18 protein-coding genes are annotated in these 16124 nt (G+C 70.5%); 9 read left to right on the top strand and 9 right to left on the bottom strand.

The genetic code is table 11. The annotated features are described in order from the left end of the window. The first annotated feature begins 13 nt into the window (after positions 1–13). Genes ACQP2X_RS45600 through ACQP2X_RS45590 form a run of 3 tightly spaced genes read left to right on the top strand, consistent with a single transcriptional unit; the run spans position 14 to position 2783 of the window. Entirely contained in the window at positions 14–826 is an 813-nt protein-coding gene (locus ACQP2X_RS45600; RefSeq protein ID WP_498692412.1) for a hypothetical protein, read from the top strand. A gap of 11 nt (positions 827–837) precedes the next feature. Then, a complete protein-coding gene (locus ACQP2X_RS45595) occupies positions 838–1968 on the top strand; it encodes an NAD(P)/FAD-dependent oxidoreductase (protein ID WP_498692411.1) in 1131 nt (376 codons plus the stop codon). Positions 1969–2000: 32 nt separating this feature from the next. Beyond that, complete coding sequence (locus tag ACQP2X_RS45590) at positions 2001–2783, top strand: isoprenyl transferase (RefSeq protein ID WP_097317903.1); 783 nt, start codon at positions 2001–2003, stop codon at positions 2781–2783. Here ACQP2X_RS45590 and otsB read toward each other — a convergent pair. Then, a complete protein-coding gene (otsB, locus tag ACQP2X_RS45585; RefSeq protein WP_498692410.1) occupies positions 2780–3586 on the bottom strand; it encodes a trehalose-phosphatase in 807 nt (268 codons plus the stop codon). The genes ACQP2X_RS45590 and otsB overlap by 4 nt on opposite strands. A gap of 264 nt (positions 3587–3850) precedes the next feature. Between otsB and phoH2 the strand changes: the two genes are divergently transcribed. From phoH2 to ACQP2X_RS45570, 3 genes are all read left to right on the top strand, one after another. Beyond that, a complete protein-coding gene (gene phoH2 / locus ACQP2X_RS45580; RefSeq protein WP_498692409.1) occupies positions 3851–5224 on the top strand; it encodes an RNA 5'-3' helicase PhoH2 in 1374 nt (457 codons plus the stop codon). Positions 5225–5539: 315 nt separating this feature from the next. Next, positions 5540–6283: an aggregation-promoting factor C-terminal-like domain-containing protein gene (locus tag ACQP2X_RS45575; RefSeq protein ID WP_498692408.1), complete on the top strand. Its 744-nt coding sequence runs from the start codon at positions 5540–5542 to the stop codon at positions 6281–6283. 168 nt (positions 6284–6451) lie between these two features. After that, positions 6452–7141, top strand: a complete 690-nt coding sequence (locus ACQP2X_RS45570) for a S1 family serine peptidase (RefSeq protein ID WP_498692407.1) — start codon at positions 6452–6454, stop codon at positions 7139–7141. On the opposite strand, the gene ACQP2X_RS45565 is transcribed toward ACQP2X_RS45570, so the two are convergent. Next, a complete protein-coding gene (locus ACQP2X_RS45565; protein WP_498655474.1) occupies positions 7135–7767 on the bottom strand; it encodes a rhomboid family intramembrane serine protease in 633 nt (210 codons plus the stop codon). The two genes, ACQP2X_RS45570 and ACQP2X_RS45565, sit on opposite strands and share 7 nt — an antisense overlap. Positions 7768–7830: 63 nt before the next feature. Beyond that, positions 7831–8874 (bottom strand): class II fructose-bisphosphatase, encoded by a 1044-nt coding sequence (gene glpX, locus ACQP2X_RS45560; protein ID WP_498692406.1) that lies wholly within the window; start codon positions 8872–8874, stop codon positions 7831–7833. 397 nt (positions 8875–9271) lie between these two features. Between glpX and ACQP2X_RS45555 the strand changes: the two genes are divergently transcribed. Further along, on the top strand, positions 9272–9841 hold the full coding sequence (locus tag ACQP2X_RS45555) for a DUF4245 domain-containing protein (RefSeq protein WP_498692405.1): 570 nt from the start codon (positions 9272–9274) through the stop codon (positions 9839–9841). 230 nt (positions 9842–10071) lie between these two features. Here the strand turns inward: ACQP2X_RS45555 and ACQP2X_RS45550 are convergent, their stop codons facing one another. The 4 genes from ACQP2X_RS45550 to ACQP2X_RS45535 are packed head-to-tail and all read right to left on the bottom strand — an operon-like array spanning position 10072 to position 12590. Continuing rightward, positions 10072–10275: an exodeoxyribonuclease VII small subunit gene (locus ACQP2X_RS45550; RefSeq protein ID WP_498692404.1), complete on the bottom strand. Its 204-nt coding sequence runs from the start codon at positions 10273–10275 to the stop codon at positions 10072–10074. Continuing rightward, positions 10272–11498, bottom strand: coding sequence for an exodeoxyribonuclease VII large subunit (xseA, locus tag ACQP2X_RS45545; protein ID WP_498692403.1), 1227 nt, complete (start codon positions 11496–11498; stop codon positions 10272–10274). Before xseA ends, ACQP2X_RS45550 begins: the two co-directional genes overlap by 4 nt. Before the next feature lie 9 nt (positions 11499–11507). After that, positions 11508–12068 (bottom strand): hypothetical protein, encoded by a 561-nt coding sequence (locus ACQP2X_RS45540; protein ID WP_498692402.1) that lies wholly within the window; start codon positions 12066–12068, stop codon positions 11508–11510. 30 nt (positions 12069–12098) lie between these two features. Further along, positions 12099–12590, bottom strand: a complete 492-nt coding sequence (locus ACQP2X_RS45535) for a hypothetical protein (RefSeq protein ID WP_498692401.1) — start codon at positions 12588–12590, stop codon at positions 12099–12101. A gap of 69 nt (positions 12591–12659) precedes the next feature. On the opposite strand from ACQP2X_RS45535, the gene ACQP2X_RS45530 reads away from it, so the two are divergent. Then, positions 12660–13631: a 4-hydroxy-3-methylbut-2-enyl diphosphate reductase gene (locus tag ACQP2X_RS45530; protein WP_498692400.1), complete on the top strand. Its 972-nt coding sequence runs from the start codon at positions 12660–12662 to the stop codon at positions 13629–13631. Here ACQP2X_RS45530 and rmuC read toward each other — a convergent pair. After that, positions 13628–14764 (bottom strand): DNA recombination protein RmuC, encoded by a 1137-nt coding sequence (rmuC, locus tag ACQP2X_RS45525; protein WP_498692399.1) that lies wholly within the window; start codon positions 14762–14764, stop codon positions 13628–13630. The two genes, ACQP2X_RS45530 and rmuC, sit on opposite strands and share 4 nt — an antisense overlap. Positions 14765–14818: 54 nt before the next feature. Here rmuC and ACQP2X_RS45520 point away from each other — a divergent pair, with 54 nt between their 5' ends. After that, entirely contained in the window at positions 14819–15571 is a 753-nt protein-coding gene (locus tag ACQP2X_RS45520) for a hypothetical protein (RefSeq protein WP_498692398.1), read from the top strand. Here the strand turns inward: ACQP2X_RS45520 and ACQP2X_RS45515 are convergent. Next, a complete protein-coding gene (locus ACQP2X_RS45515; protein WP_498692397.1) occupies positions 15568–16113 on the bottom strand; it encodes a hypothetical protein in 546 nt (181 codons plus the stop codon). The two genes, ACQP2X_RS45520 and ACQP2X_RS45515, sit on opposite strands and share 4 nt — an antisense overlap. Between the last annotated feature and the right edge of the window lie 11 nt (positions 16114–16124).

Below are 16124 nucleotides of genomic sequence, written 5' to 3'. Positions count from 1 at the left end.
GTAACACCGACATGTGGCCCGACCCCTCCGCGTCCTGATCGCCCTGCTGGTGACGACCGCGGCCGCCACCGTCGTGGTCGAGATCCTCAACTACTCGTACGCGCCGGAGCACGGCTTCGGGCTCGCGGTCCGCACGGGGTGGGCGCTGCTGCGTACTCTCGGCTGGCTTCTGTTGATCCGGCAGGTGCGCCGGTCACGGGCGGCGGCCCGTCCCCTCGGCCTGATCCTGGCCGTGACCACGATCTTCGCGGTGGGGCGCCTCGTCGTCCCTCGCTCGGGGACACCGCCGCTGCCGGGAGTGATCGGCTTCGCCGTCCTGGTCGTGCTGTGCGCCGCCGTGGTCGCTCTGCTCTATCGGCACCCGGTCGTGCGCGAACAACTGGTGCGCCATCCGAAGCGGCTGTTGACGCGCGAGACCACGCCGCGCCGCGCCCCGGTCAGCGGTTGGCTGCTCACCGCGCGGCTCGCCGCCTTCACCTACAGCCCGCTGATGCTGGTGCCCTGTCTCATCGCGTTCGGTGAGCTGGGTGATCGTCCAGAGTGGCTGCTGGCCGTGGTGTTCTGGCTGTTCGCGGGCATCGCGGTCAGCTATGCCGTGCTCTTGTGCACGATCTTCCTGATGCGCGGCAAGGCCGGAGCGCGCCGCGCCCTGGGTTGGCTGACCTTCTTCGTTCTCCTTTGGGACCTGCCGCTCTGCTACTTCCTGCTCGGGACGGACGGCCTGATCCGTGACGGCGCTCCGCTGGTGGCCGCCGCGCTGCTCACCTGGTACGCCTTGTACCGGGCGGCCTCGGTGGCCGACATCCCCGCCGAGGCGCGCACCTGAGGAGGGCCGGCATGCCGGTCGAGAGCTTCGACGTGGTGGTGGCCGGCGCCGGTCCGGCCGGTGCCGCGGCCGCGATCGCCGCCTGCCGGGCCGGTGCGAAAGTGCTGCTGCTCGACCGCGCCGACTTCCCCCGCGACAAGGTGTGCGGCGACGGCATCGCGGCCGAGGCGGTCGCCGTCCTCGACGGCCTCGGCGTGTCCGGGGTGACCGATGGTTATCCGGCTATCGAACGGTTGCGCCTGGTGGCGCCGGGTGGCTCGGCGGTGGCCCGGCCGCTGCCACGGCCGGCGCACACCGTGCCGCGGCGCGTCTTCGACGAGCGCCTGGTGCGGGCGGCGGTCGCGGCGGGGGCGCAGTTGCGGCGTCATGTCGTACGCCGGGTGAGCGATCACGGCGACGCGGTGGTGATCGACGATCGCGTGCGGGCGCGGGTGCTCATCGGCGCCGACGGGGCCGGTTCGGTCGTCCGCAAGCAGCTCGGTCATCCGGTCAATCCGCCCGGTCATCTCGCCGTCGCGATCCGCGGCTACGCGCCGTCCACCACCGCCGGCGAACAGGTCATCGTCACCACACGGCAGCGCTGGCCCGCCTACGCCTGGGAATTTCCGATCGGCGACGGCACCGCCAACGTCGGTTACGGGGAGGTTCTTCGTGGCGTGCCGCTCTCCCGGGCGTACCTCCTCGGAAGGTTGGGAGATCTGCTGGCCGGCGCCGAACCGGCCGGAGTGCGCGGGCACCACCTGCCCCTCTCCACCCACCGGCCGCCGCCCGGCCGCGGCCGCGTGCTGCTCGCCGGTGACGCCCTCTCGCTGATCAACCCGTTCACCGGGGAGGGGATCTTCTACGCCGTGCTCTCCGGCTCGCTGGCCGGCGTGGCCGCCGCGGACGGACCCGAACGGGTGGCCGAGCGCTATCGCGACGCGCTGCGCCGGCGGCTCGGGCGTCATCTGCGGCACTCCGGCTTCGCGGCCTGGCTCAGCCGGCGACCGGCTGTGGTCGACGCGGCGGTGGGGGCGGCTGCCCGAGATGGTGGTGTTTTCGACCGGATGGTGGAGCTGGGGCTCGGTGACGGGGTTTTCGACGCTCGCACGATCGGACTCATCACCTTGCGGTTGAGTCACCGTCGCCAAGCCCACCCTTGAGTCGCTACCGCGGCGGGCTAGGGTTTGATGCGATGAGTCTGCGGTCCCTGATCTCCACTCCGTTCTACCGCGTGTACGAACGGCGGCTGGCCGGCAAGCTGGCCGGCAAACCCGTGCCCCAGCACGTCGGCGTCATGTGCGACGGCAACCGTCGATGGGCCCGTGAAATGGGGTTCGTCGACCCCAACGACGGCCACCGCGTCGGCGCCGCCCGCGTCAAGGAGCTGCTGACCTGGTGCGACCAGGCCGGCATCAAGCACGTCACGCTCTATCTGCTGGCCACCGACAACCTGCGGCGCCCGGCGGCCGAGCTCGACCCGCTGCTCCAGATCATCGAAGATCTGGCCAGCGAGCTGGCCGAGGAGGGCAACCCCTGGCGGCTGCGCATCGTGGGCGCGCTCGACATCCTGCCCGCCAGCACGGCCACCGTGCTCAAGGCGGCGCAGGAGAAGACGCGCAACCGCACGATCGGCGTCGAGGTCAACATGGCGGTCGGTTACGGCGGTCGCCGCGAGATCGCCGACGCGGTGCGCTCGCTGCTGCACGAGCAGGCCGCGGCCGGCCGCACGATCGAGGAGATGGCCGAGATCCTCGACGTCGACCACATCGCCGAGCACCTTTACACCCGTGGTCAGCCCGATCCCGACCTGGTCATCCGCACCAGCGGTGAGCAGCGGCTCTCCGGCTTCCTGCTCTGGCAGTCGGCGCACTCGGAGTTCTATTTCCACGACGCCAACTGGCCCGATTTCCGCCGGATCGATTTCCTGCGGGCATTGCGGTCGTACGGCAACCGGCAGCGCCGCTTCGGCGCCTAGAACCGCTCGAGGCCCTCGGCGAGGAACTCGGCCACCGCGCTGGGGGAGTCGAGGGTCAGGTCGGCCGCGCTGGACACCTCGGCGCCGGTCTCGGGGTTGGCCACGGCCACCGCGACACCGAAGAACGACGGGTCGACCGCCTCGCGGGCGCGCAACGCGTCGAACGCCTTGATGTCGGACATGTCGTCACCGAAATACCAGGCGCAGCCCGCGTCGCGGACGGCCTCGGTGATGACCATGCCCTTGTCCTGGTCGACCGGCGGCTTGAGCTCGACCACCATGCGGCCGGCCTGGATGCGCAGGCCCTTGGCCTCGGCCTGCTCGTGGCCCCAGCGCTCGACGTCGCCGGCCCGCTGCGGGGCCGTGCGGTAGTGCAGGGCGACCGACAGGCGCTTGTATTCGACCAGGACGTCGCCCGGCAGCTCGGTCTTGGCCCGCTCGGCCAGCTCGGCCATGGCCGGCACCCAGGGCAGCGCGGCCGGCTCGGTGACGACCTCGCCCTCGTGCCACACCTCGAGGCCGTAGAGCCCGTAGAGGTCGACGCCCTCGAGCGAGGAGAAACGCGACCGCAGGAAGCTCACCGGACGGGCCGACACGATGGCGACACGGTGCACGACGGTGGCCAGCTTTTCGAGCACGCCCAGCACGGACGGCACCGGCTGCGACGCGTCCGGGTCGTCGGTGACCGGCGAGAGCACGCCGTCGAAGTCGAAGAAGAACGTGGTTTGGAGCCGGTGCTCGGCCGTGAAGGCCCAGGCGTCGGCGATGCTCAGCGGATGGTTCGTACGCGGAGTCTGTGCCACGACGTCAGATTACCCGCCAAGGGTGTCCTTTCATGCGCGAGAAATTAGCCGAGAGTTGGACGTCACCCGTTTTTGCGTACTACCGCGTACGGCTGATGACCGCTAGCGTTTGAGTCATGGCACGGGGTCATCCCGAGCCAGCCGGCCGGCCCGGACCTGCGACAAGTGCGCCACGGGGCCTGCAATCCGTCCCGTGCATGAGATCGGGCGCCGGAGGTGGCGGACCGCGGGCGTACCGGGTTGCACGCCCGCTGGAGCAGGCCTGTGACATCACGCCGATCTGACGCCGACGTCGCTAACTCTTCACGTGACTCGGCCGCCAAAGTCTCCGGAACAGAACCGGCCCGAGAGGGCCGTGTTTTCGTTCTGGACACCTCGGTCCTGCTGTCCGACCCGGCGGCGTTCCGCCGGTTCTCCGATCACGAGGTGGTCATCCCCCTCGTCGTGATCTCCGAGTTGGAGGGAAAACGCCACCATCCCGAGCTGGGCTGGTTCGCTCGCCAGTCGCTGCGCTTCCTGGACGAGCTCCGGATCAAGTTCGGCCGGCTCGACCAGCCCGTCCTCTGCAACGACGAGGGCGGCACGCTGCGGGTCGAGCTCAACCACGCCGACCAGAGCGTCCTGCCGCAGGGCTTCCGCAACGATTCCAACGACACCCGGATCCTCTCGGTGGCGCTGGGGCTCGCGGCCGAGGGCCGCGAGGTCACGCTGGTCAGCAAGGACATGCCGCTGCGGGTCAAGGCCGCCTCGGTCGGTCTCACGGCCGACGAATACCGGCACGGGCAGGCCAGCGACCCCACCTGGACCGGCATGGCCGATCTCAAGCTGGGTGAGGACCAGGTCAGCGCGCTCTACGGCGGTGAGGAGCTGGAGCTCGAGGAGACCGAGCGCCTGCCCTGCCACACCGGCCTGGTGATCCACTCGCCGCGCGGTTCGGCGCTGGGCCGGGTCAACCCCGACAAGTCGGTACGTCTGGTACGCGGCGACCGGGAGGCCTTCGGCATCCGCGGCCGCTCGGCCGAGCAGCGCGTGGCCCTCGACCTGCTGCTGGACGAGTCGATCGGCATCGTCTCGCTCGGCGGCCGGGCCGGCACCGGCAAGTCGGCGCTGGCGCTCTGCGCCGGCCTCGAGGCCACGATGGAGCGCAACCGCCACAAGAAGGTCATCGTGTTCCGCCCGCTCTACGCGGTCGGCGGCCAGGAGCTGGGATATCTGCCCGGCACCGAGAACGAGAAGATGTCGCCCTGGGCCCAGGCCGTCTTCGACACGCTCGGCGCGGTCGCGCACGCGAACGTGGTCGAGGAGGTGATGGCCCGCGGCATGCTCGAGGTGCTGCCGCTGACCCACATCCGCGGCCGGAGCCTGCACGACGCCTTCGTGATCGTCGACGAGGCCCAGTCGCTGGAGCGCAACGTGCTGCTGACGGTGCTCTCCCGCATCGGGCAGGGCTCGCGGGTGGTGCTCACCCACGACGTGGCGCAGCGCGACAACCTGCGGGTGGGCCGGCACGACGGCGTCACCGCCGTGATCGAGGCCCTCAAGGGACACCCGATCTTCGCCCACGTGACGCTGACCCGATCGGAGCGTTCGCCCATCGCCGAGGTGGTCACCGACCTCCTCGAAGAGATTCCACTCTGAGTGATCGCTACACTCCGTAAGGTGACAACGGTGTCCCCTTCGGAGTGACGCGATTTATGCGCTCTTTCACCCGATTTGAGCGTGAAATTGGAGTGAGCAAAGTCACAACCCCGCTCTGACGTTTCACATCCACTTCACGGTGCGCCATGGTGTCTGGCGAGCGCCATGCGTGGTCATCGTCGTCGGAGATCGACTTCGGGCCACCTTCCCGATCGAACCTGATCGAGTTGCCGGCCCGCGTGGTCGCGGTGCTCACGGCACGTTCCCCCTGGTGGAGGGCGTGCCGTGTCATTGCCCCCGACGAAGGGAACCTTCGTGAATCGGCTCTGGAGCCGGGTCGGAGTACGAGTCACCGCAGTCGGCCTGCTTGTCGCGGGTGCCGCCGGAGGTGTCTATCTCGGACAGGACCGGGAAGTCCAGCAGACGAGTGCCGAAGCGCAGCTTGTCGTGCAGGCCAATGTCGACGACACCGCGCTGCTGAAGCAGCGCCAGGCCGCGCACGCCGCGGACCGGGCGCAGCGCAGCCAGGCCGAGGCCGGCGCCGCCGAGAAGGCGGCCGCCGCGGCCAAGGTCTCCGCCGCGCAGGCGCGCTCGGCCGAGCAGAAGGTGATCGCCGCGAAGAAGGCGGCCGAGGCCAAGAAGGCGGCCGAGGAGGCCGCGAAGAAGGCCGAGGAAGCCAAGAAGAAGGCGGAAGAGTCCGAGGAGAGCAGCGGCCCCACCGAATACACCGGCGAGGTTCCCGCCTCCTGCAGCGAATATTCGGGCGCCCGCAAGACCGGCTGCTCGCTGATGATCGCCGCGGGCTTCGGCATCGACCAGTTCCCGTGCCTGAACAAGCTGTGGGACAAGGAGAGTGGCTGGAACTACAAGGCCTCCAACCCCAGCTCGGGCGCGTACGGCATCCCGCAGTCCCTGCCCGGCAGCAAGATGGCCTCCGAGGGTGACGACTGGAAGACCAACCCGGCGACCCAGATCAAGTGGGGCCTCGGTTACATCGAGGGCCGGTACGACACCCCCTGCGGCGCCTGGGCGCACTCGCAGGACACCGGTTGGTACTAAGTAGACGAGCTTCCTGAACGGGCCGCGCGGCAAACCGCGCGGCCCGTTTTCTTGTGATCAAATGTCCATATGGTCCGAAATGCCGCTTCACTGGTCATGATCGGTGTCCTCGCGGCAGCGCTGGGTGCGGGCTCCTCACCGGCTCACGCCTCAGGGGAGCCCCGCCCGGTGCGCGAGGTGGTCGGCGGCACCGTGGCGCCACAGGGCAAGTTCCCCTGGGTGGTGCGGCTCTCGATGGGCTGCGGCGGCACGCTGGTCGCACCCCGGGTCGTGCTCACGGCGGGCCACTGCGTCGACGGCACCGGCGCCTCGAACCGGATCGAGATCACGGCCGGGGTGTCCGACCTCAAGTCGCGCCGCGCGCTGACCGCGCGCAGCGTCTCGGTCATCCGCGCCGCCGGGTTCAAGGACGAGACCCGCGGCGACGACTGGGCGGTCATCCAGATGGACCGCGTGCTGCACCTGCCCGTGCTGCCGATCTCGCCCGAGGTGATCGGGAAGGGCCGCTACACGGTGATGGGCTGGGGGCAGACCCGCGAGGACTCGGTCAAGCAGGAGCGGCGGCTGCACTACGCCACGGTTCCCATGGTCTCGGACGCGAGCTGCGCGAAGGCGTACCTCAAGGCCGGGGTGAAGCTCGTCGATGACGAGCAGATGTGCGCCGGGGATCGTCGGGTGGACACGTGCCAGGGCGACAGCGGCGGGCCGATGGTCGACCAGGACCGCCGCGGCCAGTGGGTGCAGGTCGGCATCGTGAGCTGGGGGCTCGGCTGCGCGCGGGACGGCTATCCGGGCGTCTACACCCAGATCAGTACGTTCCGTCCCGCGATCGTCGCGGCGCTGCGCAAGCTTCAGTAGAGGGGCTTGGGCCGCTTGCGGCGGAACAGGATCGCCGCGATCACCCCGCCGAGCAGACCCAGCAGGTGCCCCTGCCAGGAGACCGGCTGATCGGTCGGCAGGATGTTGTAGACCTGGTACCAGTACAGCAGCCCGATGAACGCGGCCACGCCGAGGTTCCACCAGCTGCGCTCGACCAGTCCGCGGGTGAGCAGCAGGCCCAGATAGCCGAAGATGACGCCGCTGGCGCCGACCACCACGCTGTTGGGGTCGCCCACGAACCAGACGCCCAGGCCACTCACCAGCATGATCACGAAGGTCGACCAGATGAACCGCTTGGCCCCACCGGCCAGGGCGAACGTGCCGACCAGGATCAGTGGCACGGCGTTGCCGTAGAGGTGGTCCCACCCGGCGTGCAGGAACGGGCTGAACAGCACGCCGTCGAGGCCGGCGATGCGGTGCGGGATGATGCCGCCGGCCACGTCGAGCTGGCCCGAGCCGATGCCGACGTCGATCGCCTCGATGAGGAAGAGGAACGGAACGACGGCGCACATGGTGAGGAACGCGCGCCCCAGGGACGCGTAGAACTCGTTCGTGCCGAATTTCGCCTCGGCTTCGATGCGGGTCGTGTCTGCCCCGTAACTCATCCGTCAATGGTTCCAGGGCCGGGCAAGGCCCGCCAACTCTCGGCGAGCCTTGCCAGCTTGTCGTTATATAACCGGCTCGCCCTCGCCCATCGGGACGGTCGGCAGATGCCCGTCGAAGTCGACGGCCGAGTAGAGGGCCAGCTTCTCCAGACGGTGGTACGAGTCGATCACCCGGATGGTGCCGCTCTTGGACCGCATGACGATCGACTGGGTGTGCGCGCCGCCGGAGCGGTAGCGGACGCCCTTGAGCAGGTCGCCGCTGGTCACGCCGGTGGCCACGAAGAAGCAGTTGTCGCCGGTGACCAGATCGTCGGTGGTGAGCACGCGGTCGAGGTCGTGCCCGGCGGCGATGGCCTTCTCCCGCTCGGCGTCGTCGTGCGGCCACAGCTTGGCCTGGATCATGCCGCCCAGGCACTTGATGGCGCAGGCGGCGGTGATGCCCTCCGGGGTGCCGCCGATGCCCATCAGCACATCCACGTCGGACTCGGCCCGGGCGGCCGAGATGGCGCCGGCGATGTCGCCGTCCGAGATGAACTTGATGTTCGCGCCGGCCTGGCGCACCTCCTCGACCAGCCGGGCGTGCCGGGGACGGTCGAGGATGCAGACGGTGACGTCGGAGATGCTGGACCGCTTGGCCTTGGCGATGCGGCGCAGATTTTCGGCGGTGCCGGCGTTGATGTCGACGACGTCGGCGCAGTCCGGCCCGACAGCGATCTTGTCCATGTAGAAGACGGCACTCGGGTCGAACATGGCCCCGCGCTCGGCCACGGCGAGCACGGCCACGGAGCCGGGCATGCCCTTGCTCATGAGCGTGGTGCCGTCGATCGGGTCCACCGCCACGTCCACCTCGGGCCCGGTGCCGTCGCCGACCCGCTCGCCGTTGTAGAGCATGGGCGCCTCGTCCTTCTCGCCCTCGCCGATGACCACGGTGCCACGCATCTGAATCGAATTGATCAGCTTGCGCATGGCGTCGACGGCCGCGCCGTCACCGCCGTTCTTGTCGCCGCGCCCGACCCAGCGGCCGGCCGCCATGGCAGCAGCCTCGGTGACACGAACCAGATCGAGGGCGATGTTGCGATCGAGATCCTGCGGGACCCGTGCTGGCATGGGCGCCTCCTCGCGACTCTGCGGGGCTGGTGAGTTACCCGATCCTCACATGTGCGGATGTGCAAAGTCCCGCCCCAGCGACATGGTTAACAATGGGTGAGTGGAACCAGCCGCACCGGACACTCCCGCCCCTTCCGCGCCTCAGGCCGCACCGGCCTCGAGCCCAGCCCCCGCGCCCGCTTCCGGCCCCGCGGCTGCGGCTGCGCCCGCTTCCGGCCCCGCGCCCGCTTCCAGCCCCGCGGCTGCCGCTGCGCCCGCCTCCGGCCCCGCGGTCACCTCCGACCCCGCGCCGGCCTCCTCGCCTGCGGCTCCCTCCGCGCCCGGTTCCACTTCCGCGGCCGCTCCCGGTTCTTCCGCCGCGTCCGCCACTTCTTCGGCGGGGGCGGCTTCTTCCGCGGTGGCGGTTGCGGACGAGACTTCGGCGGGGCAGCAGCCGGAGGCGCCGGCGCGGCTGGAGCGTGGGCAGGCGCGGTCGCCCAAGGACATGGCGATGTCGCTGCTGGTCCTGCTCGTGCCGATCGCGCTGCTGCTGATCTTCTACCGGACCGTGCTGAACGGCGACGCGCCCATCACGGTCGACCCGGCGCCCGCACTGCAGGAGGCCCAGCGCGCCAACATCTTCCCGGTCCTGCAACCGACCGGCCTCGGCGACGACTGGCACGTGTCAGCCGCGACGTTCCGCCGCCAGACCGACGGCGCCACCCTGCGGATCGGCTACGTCGACCCGGACAAGGACGCGCTCCAGCTCGTCGAGAGCAACATCCCCTCGGCCACCCTGCTCCCGACCGAGCTGACCAAGGAGGCCAAGCCGGCCGGCGAGTTCCGCTCGGACGCCGGAGTCTGGCGCCTCTACGACACCCGCCCCGGCGAGAAGGCCCTGGTCCTGGCCGACCAGACCCGCACGGTCATCGTCATCGGCAAGAGCGACGTCGACCAGCTGGAGCACCTGGCCGAGTCACTGCGCTGACCGCCGCCCGCGCGCTGAGCGTCCGCGTCCAACGCCGTGCCCGCCAAACGCACACGTCGATCGCCGTGCCCGCCAAGCGCCGTCGAACGCCGTGCCGCTAAGCGCCCGCGTCGAGCGCAGCGCCCGCGTCGAGCGCAGCGCCCGCGTCGAGCGCAGCGCCCGCGTTGAGCGCCGCGCCTGCCGCGCGCTGGCCGCACGAAGGCTCGGACCGAGCTGAAGCCGGCGGGCGTTCAGGATTCAGCGCGGGCGGCGCGGGCGGCCTCGATGCGCTCTCGGGCGCCATCGAGCCAGCGCTGGCAGATGTCGGCCAGTTTTTCGCCGCGTTCCCATAGCGCCAGCGACTCCTCCAGGGAGCTGCCGCCCTGCTCCAGCCGCTCCACCACCGTGGCCAGCTCGGTGCGCGCCTGCTCGTAACTCAGCTTGTCGTCGCTCATTCGTTCTCCTTTACGACTGCCTGCAACTCGCCCGAGGCGAGCCGCACCCTCACCAGGTCGTCGGTCTTGACGTCGTCGGCCGCTCGGACCACGTGGCCGTCGGCGCGCTGGACGATCGCGTAACCCCGCTGGAGCGTCGCCGCCGGTGACAGCGCTCGCAGGCGGGCCACCGTGTGCCGCAGGTCGTCGTCGGCGCGGCGCAGGCGATTTTCCAGGCTGCGGACGGCCCGGTCGCGCAGGGCGGTCACGTCGGCCTCGCGCTGGTCGACCAGCAGCTCCGGGCGGGACAGCGACGGGCGCGAACGCCACGACTCGAGGCGGTGGGTCTCGCGGTCGACCAGGGTGAGCACCGCGCGCTCCAGCCGGCGCCGGGCCACGTCGATCAGCTGTCGCTCCTCGGCCAGGTCGGGCACGATGCGCTTGGCCGCGTCGGTCGGCGTCGAGGCACGCAGGTCGGCCACGTAGTCGAGCAGCGGCGCGTCCGTCTCGTGGCCGATCGCGCTGACCACCGGCGTACGAGCGGCGAAGACCGCTCGGCAGAGCGCCTCGTCGGAGAACGGCAGCAGGTCTTCCACGCTGCCGCCGCCCCGGGCGATCACGATGACGTCGACCGTCTCGTCCTTGTCGAGCACCTTGAGCGCGTCGATGATCTGGGGCACCGCGGTGGGGCCCTGGACCGGCACGTTGATCGTGAAGAATTCCACGGCGGGCCAGCGGCGGCGCGTGTTCATCAGGACGTCGCGCTCGGCCGCGCTGGCCCGGCCGGTGATCAGCCCGATGCGCCCGGGCAGGAAGGGCAGGCGGCGCTTGCGCTCGCGGGCGAACAGGCCCTCGGCCGCCAGCAGCTTTTTCAGCCGGTCGAGCCGGGCCAGCAGCTCACCCAGGCCGACCTGGCGGATCTCGTCGGCGCGCAGGCTGAGCGTGCCCCGGGCGGGGTAGAACTCCGGCTTGGCGTGCAGTGTGACCCGGGCGCCCTCGGCCAGCTCGGGCGCGCCGGCGTCGAGCACGTCGCGGTGGGCGGTCACGGTGAGGCTCAGGTCGGCCGACGGGTCGCGCAGGGTCAGGAAGACCACGCTGGAGCCGGGGCGGCGGCTGATCTGGGCCACCTGACCGTCGATCCAGACCCAGCCCAGCTTGGAGATCCAGGCGCCGACCTTCTGACTGACGACGCGCACCGGCCACGGCTCGTCGGCGGTGCTCTTGGCTCCTGCTGGCTCACTCACCCGGCCAGATTACGGAAGCCCTCTGACATTCTCCTCGTCCGCGGTGCGCGTCCCGCGCTCCTCGGCATGATCGTTCGCTGTCGGCGGTCGCGCCGGCGGGGCCGGGGAGGGCCGGGACGGCGCGGGCGTGAGGCGGGCCACGGCGATCAGCACGAGCATCCCGGCCAGCGCCCAGAAGAGCAGGTCGATGACGATCCGGGTGCCGTCGGCGTGCCATCCGCCGGGATCGCGGGCCAGCACGGTGAAGGGGAAGCCGTGCCGCACCTCGTACTCGGTGGAGCAGCAGTCGACCCGTGCCTCGGGCAGTGTCGAGATCACCAGGCCGAGCAGGGCGACGGCCGAGCCGGCGATCCGCGCGATCCGTCCCGGGTGGCAGCCGACCCGTTGGAGGCCGAGCAGGGTCACCCCGGCCAGCAGGAGCACGACGTGGAACAGCCCGTACGCGAACGAGTCGAGACCCATGGCGAGGTTGAGCAGGGCGAGCGCGGTGAAGGCCCAGCCGATGATCAGGCGGAGCGTGGTGGCCGCTCCGGCCAGGGGTCCGGGGTCGTCCACCGGGGCCTCGGGCATGAGTCCGAGTATCCCGGCGAATGAGGGAAGTTACAGCTGATATCCACTTTTAGGACGCCGGAACAACAGAACTACCACTAGGAGCAGCAAACCGGCGTACGAGAAAAGCAGAAGGTCGGCGAAGAGCGAGAGGAAATTGACCGTCCAGTCCGCGCTCGCCGCCAGCCGGACCGCGGTCTCGGAATCGTCTGCCACGGCGCCCCGGCTGGCCCAGCTGAACGGCCAGCCGCGGTCGACGATGAAAGCGACGTCGCAGCACATCTGTGACTTCGAGGCGGCGAGCCCGGCCGCCGTGCCGGCCAGCGCGCAGAGGCCCATGACGATCGCGGTGACCCGGCCGGGCAGCCGGACGCGATGTGGCATGAGCAGGACCAGCCCGCCCGCGGCGAGCACCGAGCCGATCAGCAGATCCAGCCGGTAACTGGCCGAATGCAGATTGAGAAGAATCCAGGTCAGGCCCAGGACCAGCGACAACGCACCCACGGTGAAACGCAAGGCCTTGGCCGACTCCCGAACGATCACCGCACGAGTATGCCTGTGGCGCGGATCGCAGAGAAGCATGGGTGAGAGGGATCCACGTACCATGGCCGGGTGACTGAGCCCCGGAAGCGTGTGTTGCTGGCCAAGCCGCGCGGCTACTGCGCCGGCGTCGACCGTGCGGTGCAGACCGTCGAGGAGGCGCTGAAGCTCTATGGCGCCCCGGTCTACGTGCGCAAGCAGATCGTGCACAACAAACACGTGGTCAGCACGCTCGAAGCGGCCGGCGCGATCTTCGTGGAGGAGAACGAGGAGGTGCCCGAGGGCTCCACCGTCGTCTTCTCGGCCCACGGCGTCGCCCCCGAGGTGCACGAGCAGGCCAAGAGCCGCAACCTCAAGGCCATCGACGCGACCTGCCCGCTGGTCACCAAGGTGCACCACGAGGCGAAAAGGTTCGCCGCGGACGACTACGACATCCTGCTCATCGGCCACGAGGGTCACGAGGAGGTCATCGGCACCTCCGGCGAGGCGCCCGAGCACATCCAGCTGGTCGACGGCCCCGACTCGGTCGACAAGGTCGTCGTCCGCGACCCGTCCAAGGTCGTGTGGCTCTCGCAGACCACGCTCTCGGTCGACGAGACGATGGAGACGGTGGCCCGCCTCAAGACCCGCCTGCCGCTGCTCCAGTCGCCGCCGAGCGACGACATCTGCTACGCCACGCAGAACCGGCAGCATGTGGTGAAGGAGATCGCCCCCGAGTGCGACGTGGTCATCGTCGTGGGCTCGACGAACTCCTCCAATTCCGTACGTCTCGTCGAGGTCGCCGTCGACGCGGGCGCCCGCGCCGGCCACTTGGTCGACTACGCCTCCGAGATCAAGGACGAGTGGCTCGAGGGCGCGACCACGGTCGGCGTCTCCTCCGGCGCCAGCGTCCCGGAAGACCTGGTCATGGAGGTGCTGGGCCACCTCGCGACCCGGGGCTTCGGTGAGGTCACCGAGTTCACGACGGCCGAGGAGCGCCTGACCTTCTCGCTGCCGCAGGAGCTCCGCCGCGACATGAAGGCCGCCGCCGCTGCGAAGGCCTAGTCGATCAGCTCGGGCGACTGAGGCTGTCTGGGGGCCACCTCGATCTGCGGGGGCGTGACGATCTCGTCGTCGGAGACGCCCATCTCGGCCAGCTTGCGCGCGCTCACCAGCACGCGCGCTTCCAAGGAGCCAACCGCCCGGTTGTACGCCGTGACGGCGCCCCCGAGCGCACTCCCCACCTTCCCCACGTGGTCGCCCAGGGTGGCCAGCCGGCCGTAGAGCTCGCGCGCCAGACCGTGCACGGCCACAGCGTTGCGGGCCAGCGCCTCCTGCCGCCACGAGTAGGCGACCGTGCGCAGCATCGCGATCAGCGTGGCCGGGGTGGCCAGCACGACGTTGCGCCGGAAGGCGTGCTCCATCAGGGTCGGGTCGTGCCGCAAGGCGACGTCGAGGAACGGGTCGGCCGGCAGGAAGAGCACCACGAAGTCGGGTGACTGCTCGAACGCGGTCCAATATTCCTTGGCCGCCAGCGCGTCGACGTGGGCCCGCAGGTGACGGGCGTGCTGGTTCAGGTGGGCGTCGCGGCCGCGCTCGTCGCGGGCCTCCAGGGCCGACAGGTACGCCTCGAGCGGGGCCTTGGCGTCGACCACCACCGTGCGGCCCCCGTGCATCCGGACCACGAGGTCAGGGCGTACACCCGAATTGTCGGTCGTGGCCGTGACCTGCTCGGCGAAGTCGCAATGCTCGAGCAGGCCGGCCGCCTCGACGATGCGGCGCAGCTGATGCTCACCCCAGCGGCCTCGCACCTGTGGCGTCCGCAGCGCCGCGACCAGCTGTTTCGTCTCGGTGCGGAGCTCGCCCGAGACCTCGCTCATCGAGCGCACCTGCTCGCGCAGCTCGGCGTACGCGTCGACGCGCTCCCGCTCCAGCTCGGCGACCCGCTGCTCGTAGCGGCGCAGGGTCTCGTGCAGGGGGGCCACGGCCCGGGCCACGGCCTCCTGGGACTGGGCGGTCGCCTCGTACGACAGCGCGCGCATCGACTGTTCGAGGCGTTCCTCGCCGTCGGCGCGGGCCTGCACGGTCGCCTCGAGCCGGGCTATGTCGGCGGCCGCCCGCAGCCGCGCGGCGAACCAGCCGATCGCGGCCCCGGCGGCCAGACAGAGGAGCACCACGGCCAGCGTCGAGACAGTCACATGACGGAGATTGCCAGACGGCTACGACGTGATTCGCGAGGGTACCGTTGGAACATGAGCGTGTTGCTGATTCTGGCCATCATCGTCGTGGTCGTTCTCGTGATCGCCTTGGCGCGGCGGAACGGGGCGGCATCTCAGCAAACGCGGCTCGAGGACGCCCGGGCCGAGGCCCAGAGGTGGTACGAGCGGCTCGGCGGTCAGCTCATGAACCTGCACGGCAGTGACACCGCCGCGCAGCAGGCCCTGGCCGACGCGGGCGAGCGGTACAACGCCGCCGGCGGGCAGTTGCAGCAGGCGAACACGGTCCGGCAGTACGAGCTGGCGCGCGAGTCGGCGCTGGAGGGTCTGCAATATGTGCGGGCCGGCCGCATCGCGATGGGTCTCGACCCGGGTCCCGAGCTGCCGCCGCTGGCGAGCGCGCAGGGCGTGGGCCAGCTGACCAAGGAGCGCGAGGTCAGCGTGCAGGGCCACAGCTACAAGGCGGGCCCGCAGCCGGGCGCCGACACTCCCTACTACTACCCCGGTGGTCGCGTGCAGGGCCGTCCGGTTCCGGCCGGCTGGTATTCGACACCGGTCTGGAAGACCGCGCTCGGCGCCGGCGCGGGCGCCCTCGGCGGTCTGCTCATTTTCGACGCCCTGTTCTCGCCCGGCTTCGGCGACATGGGCTACGGCGACGGTTTCCAGGACGGCTACGCCGACGCCGCGGGCGACTTCGGCGGCGGCGACATGGGTGGCGGCGACATGGGTGGCGGCGACTGGGGCGGTGGCGGCGGCGACTTCGGTGGCGATTTCGGCGGCGACTTCTAGGCGTCGGTCCGGCGCAGGTGTTTGGCGAGCTCGCGGCGTAGCCGTCGCGGGCCCGGCCAGATCTCGCTGAGGTCGGCGGTGAAGGCCGGACCGTTCGGTGTGTCGGCCAGCGCCGGCCAGCCGACCCGCTGGCCCTGCACCGGGTGCACGCTGTCGAGGTCGACCGGCGTGACGTCGAGGACGTTGCGCAGCCGGTCCCGGCGCACCTTCACCGAGGCGATGTCCTCCCAGGCCAGCAGGATCGGGTCGCTGTCCTGCGCGGCCAGTTCGAGCCCACCCGACGACACCCGTACCCACGTCTTCAGGGAACCCCGGGTGGAATAGGCGAAGCAGGCCGCTCCGAACAGGGCGACGGCCCCGGCCTGCAGGGCGGTGTGCCACCACGGGTTGCCGGTTCCGCCCGTGACCACCGCCATGATCGGCGAGACCAGGGCGAACGACAGCATCAGCAGCAGGAAGACGGTGACGAACGTCCGCACCGGCGACGACCGGAACAGCACGGCATCGCGTGCGGGCGCCTCCACCTGGTCAGGCGCGATCATGCCTCTCATGC

Source organism: Actinoplanes sp. CA-131856 (genome assembly GCF_050956135.1).
In the GTDB taxonomy this organism is placed as follows: domain Bacteria; phylum Actinomycetota; class Actinomycetes; order Mycobacteriales; family Micromonosporaceae; genus Actinoplanes.
This window is presented reverse-complemented; position numbering and strand designations above follow the sequence as displayed.

Excerpts from the sequence above, each read along its gene's own strand:
- ACQP2X_RS45595 (WP_498692411.1), top strand. The coding sequence starts at position 838 with ATGCCGGTCGAGAGCTTCGACGTGGTGGTGGCCGGCGCCGGTCCGGCC.
- ACQP2X_RS45590 (WP_097317903.1), top strand. The coding sequence starts at position 2,001 with ATGAGTCTGCGGTCCCTGATCTCCACTCCGTTCTACCGCGTGTACGAA.
- ACQP2X_RS45565 (WP_498655474.1), bottom strand. The coding sequence starts at position 7,767 with ATGAGTTACGGGGCAGACACGACCCGCATCGAAGCCGAGGCGAAATTC.
- glpX (WP_498692406.1), bottom strand. The coding sequence starts at position 8,874 with ATGCCAGCACGGGTCCCGCAGGATCTCGATCGCAACATCGCCCTCGAT.
- ACQP2X_RS45550 (WP_498692404.1), bottom strand. The coding sequence starts at position 10,275 with ATGAGCGACGACAAGCTGAGTTACGAGCAGGCGCGCACCGAGCTGGCC.
- ACQP2X_RS45540 (WP_498692402.1), bottom strand. The coding sequence starts at position 12,068 with ATGCCCGAGGCCCCGGTGGACGACCCCGGACCCCTGGCCGGAGCGGCC.
- ACQP2X_RS45520 (WP_498692398.1), top strand. The coding sequence starts at position 14,819 with ATGAGCGTGTTGCTGATTCTGGCCATCATCGTCGTGGTCGTTCTCGTG.
- ACQP2X_RS45515 (WP_498692397.1), bottom strand. The coding sequence starts at position 16,113 with ATGATCGCGCCTGACCAGGTGGAGGCGCCCGCACGCGATGCCGTGCTG.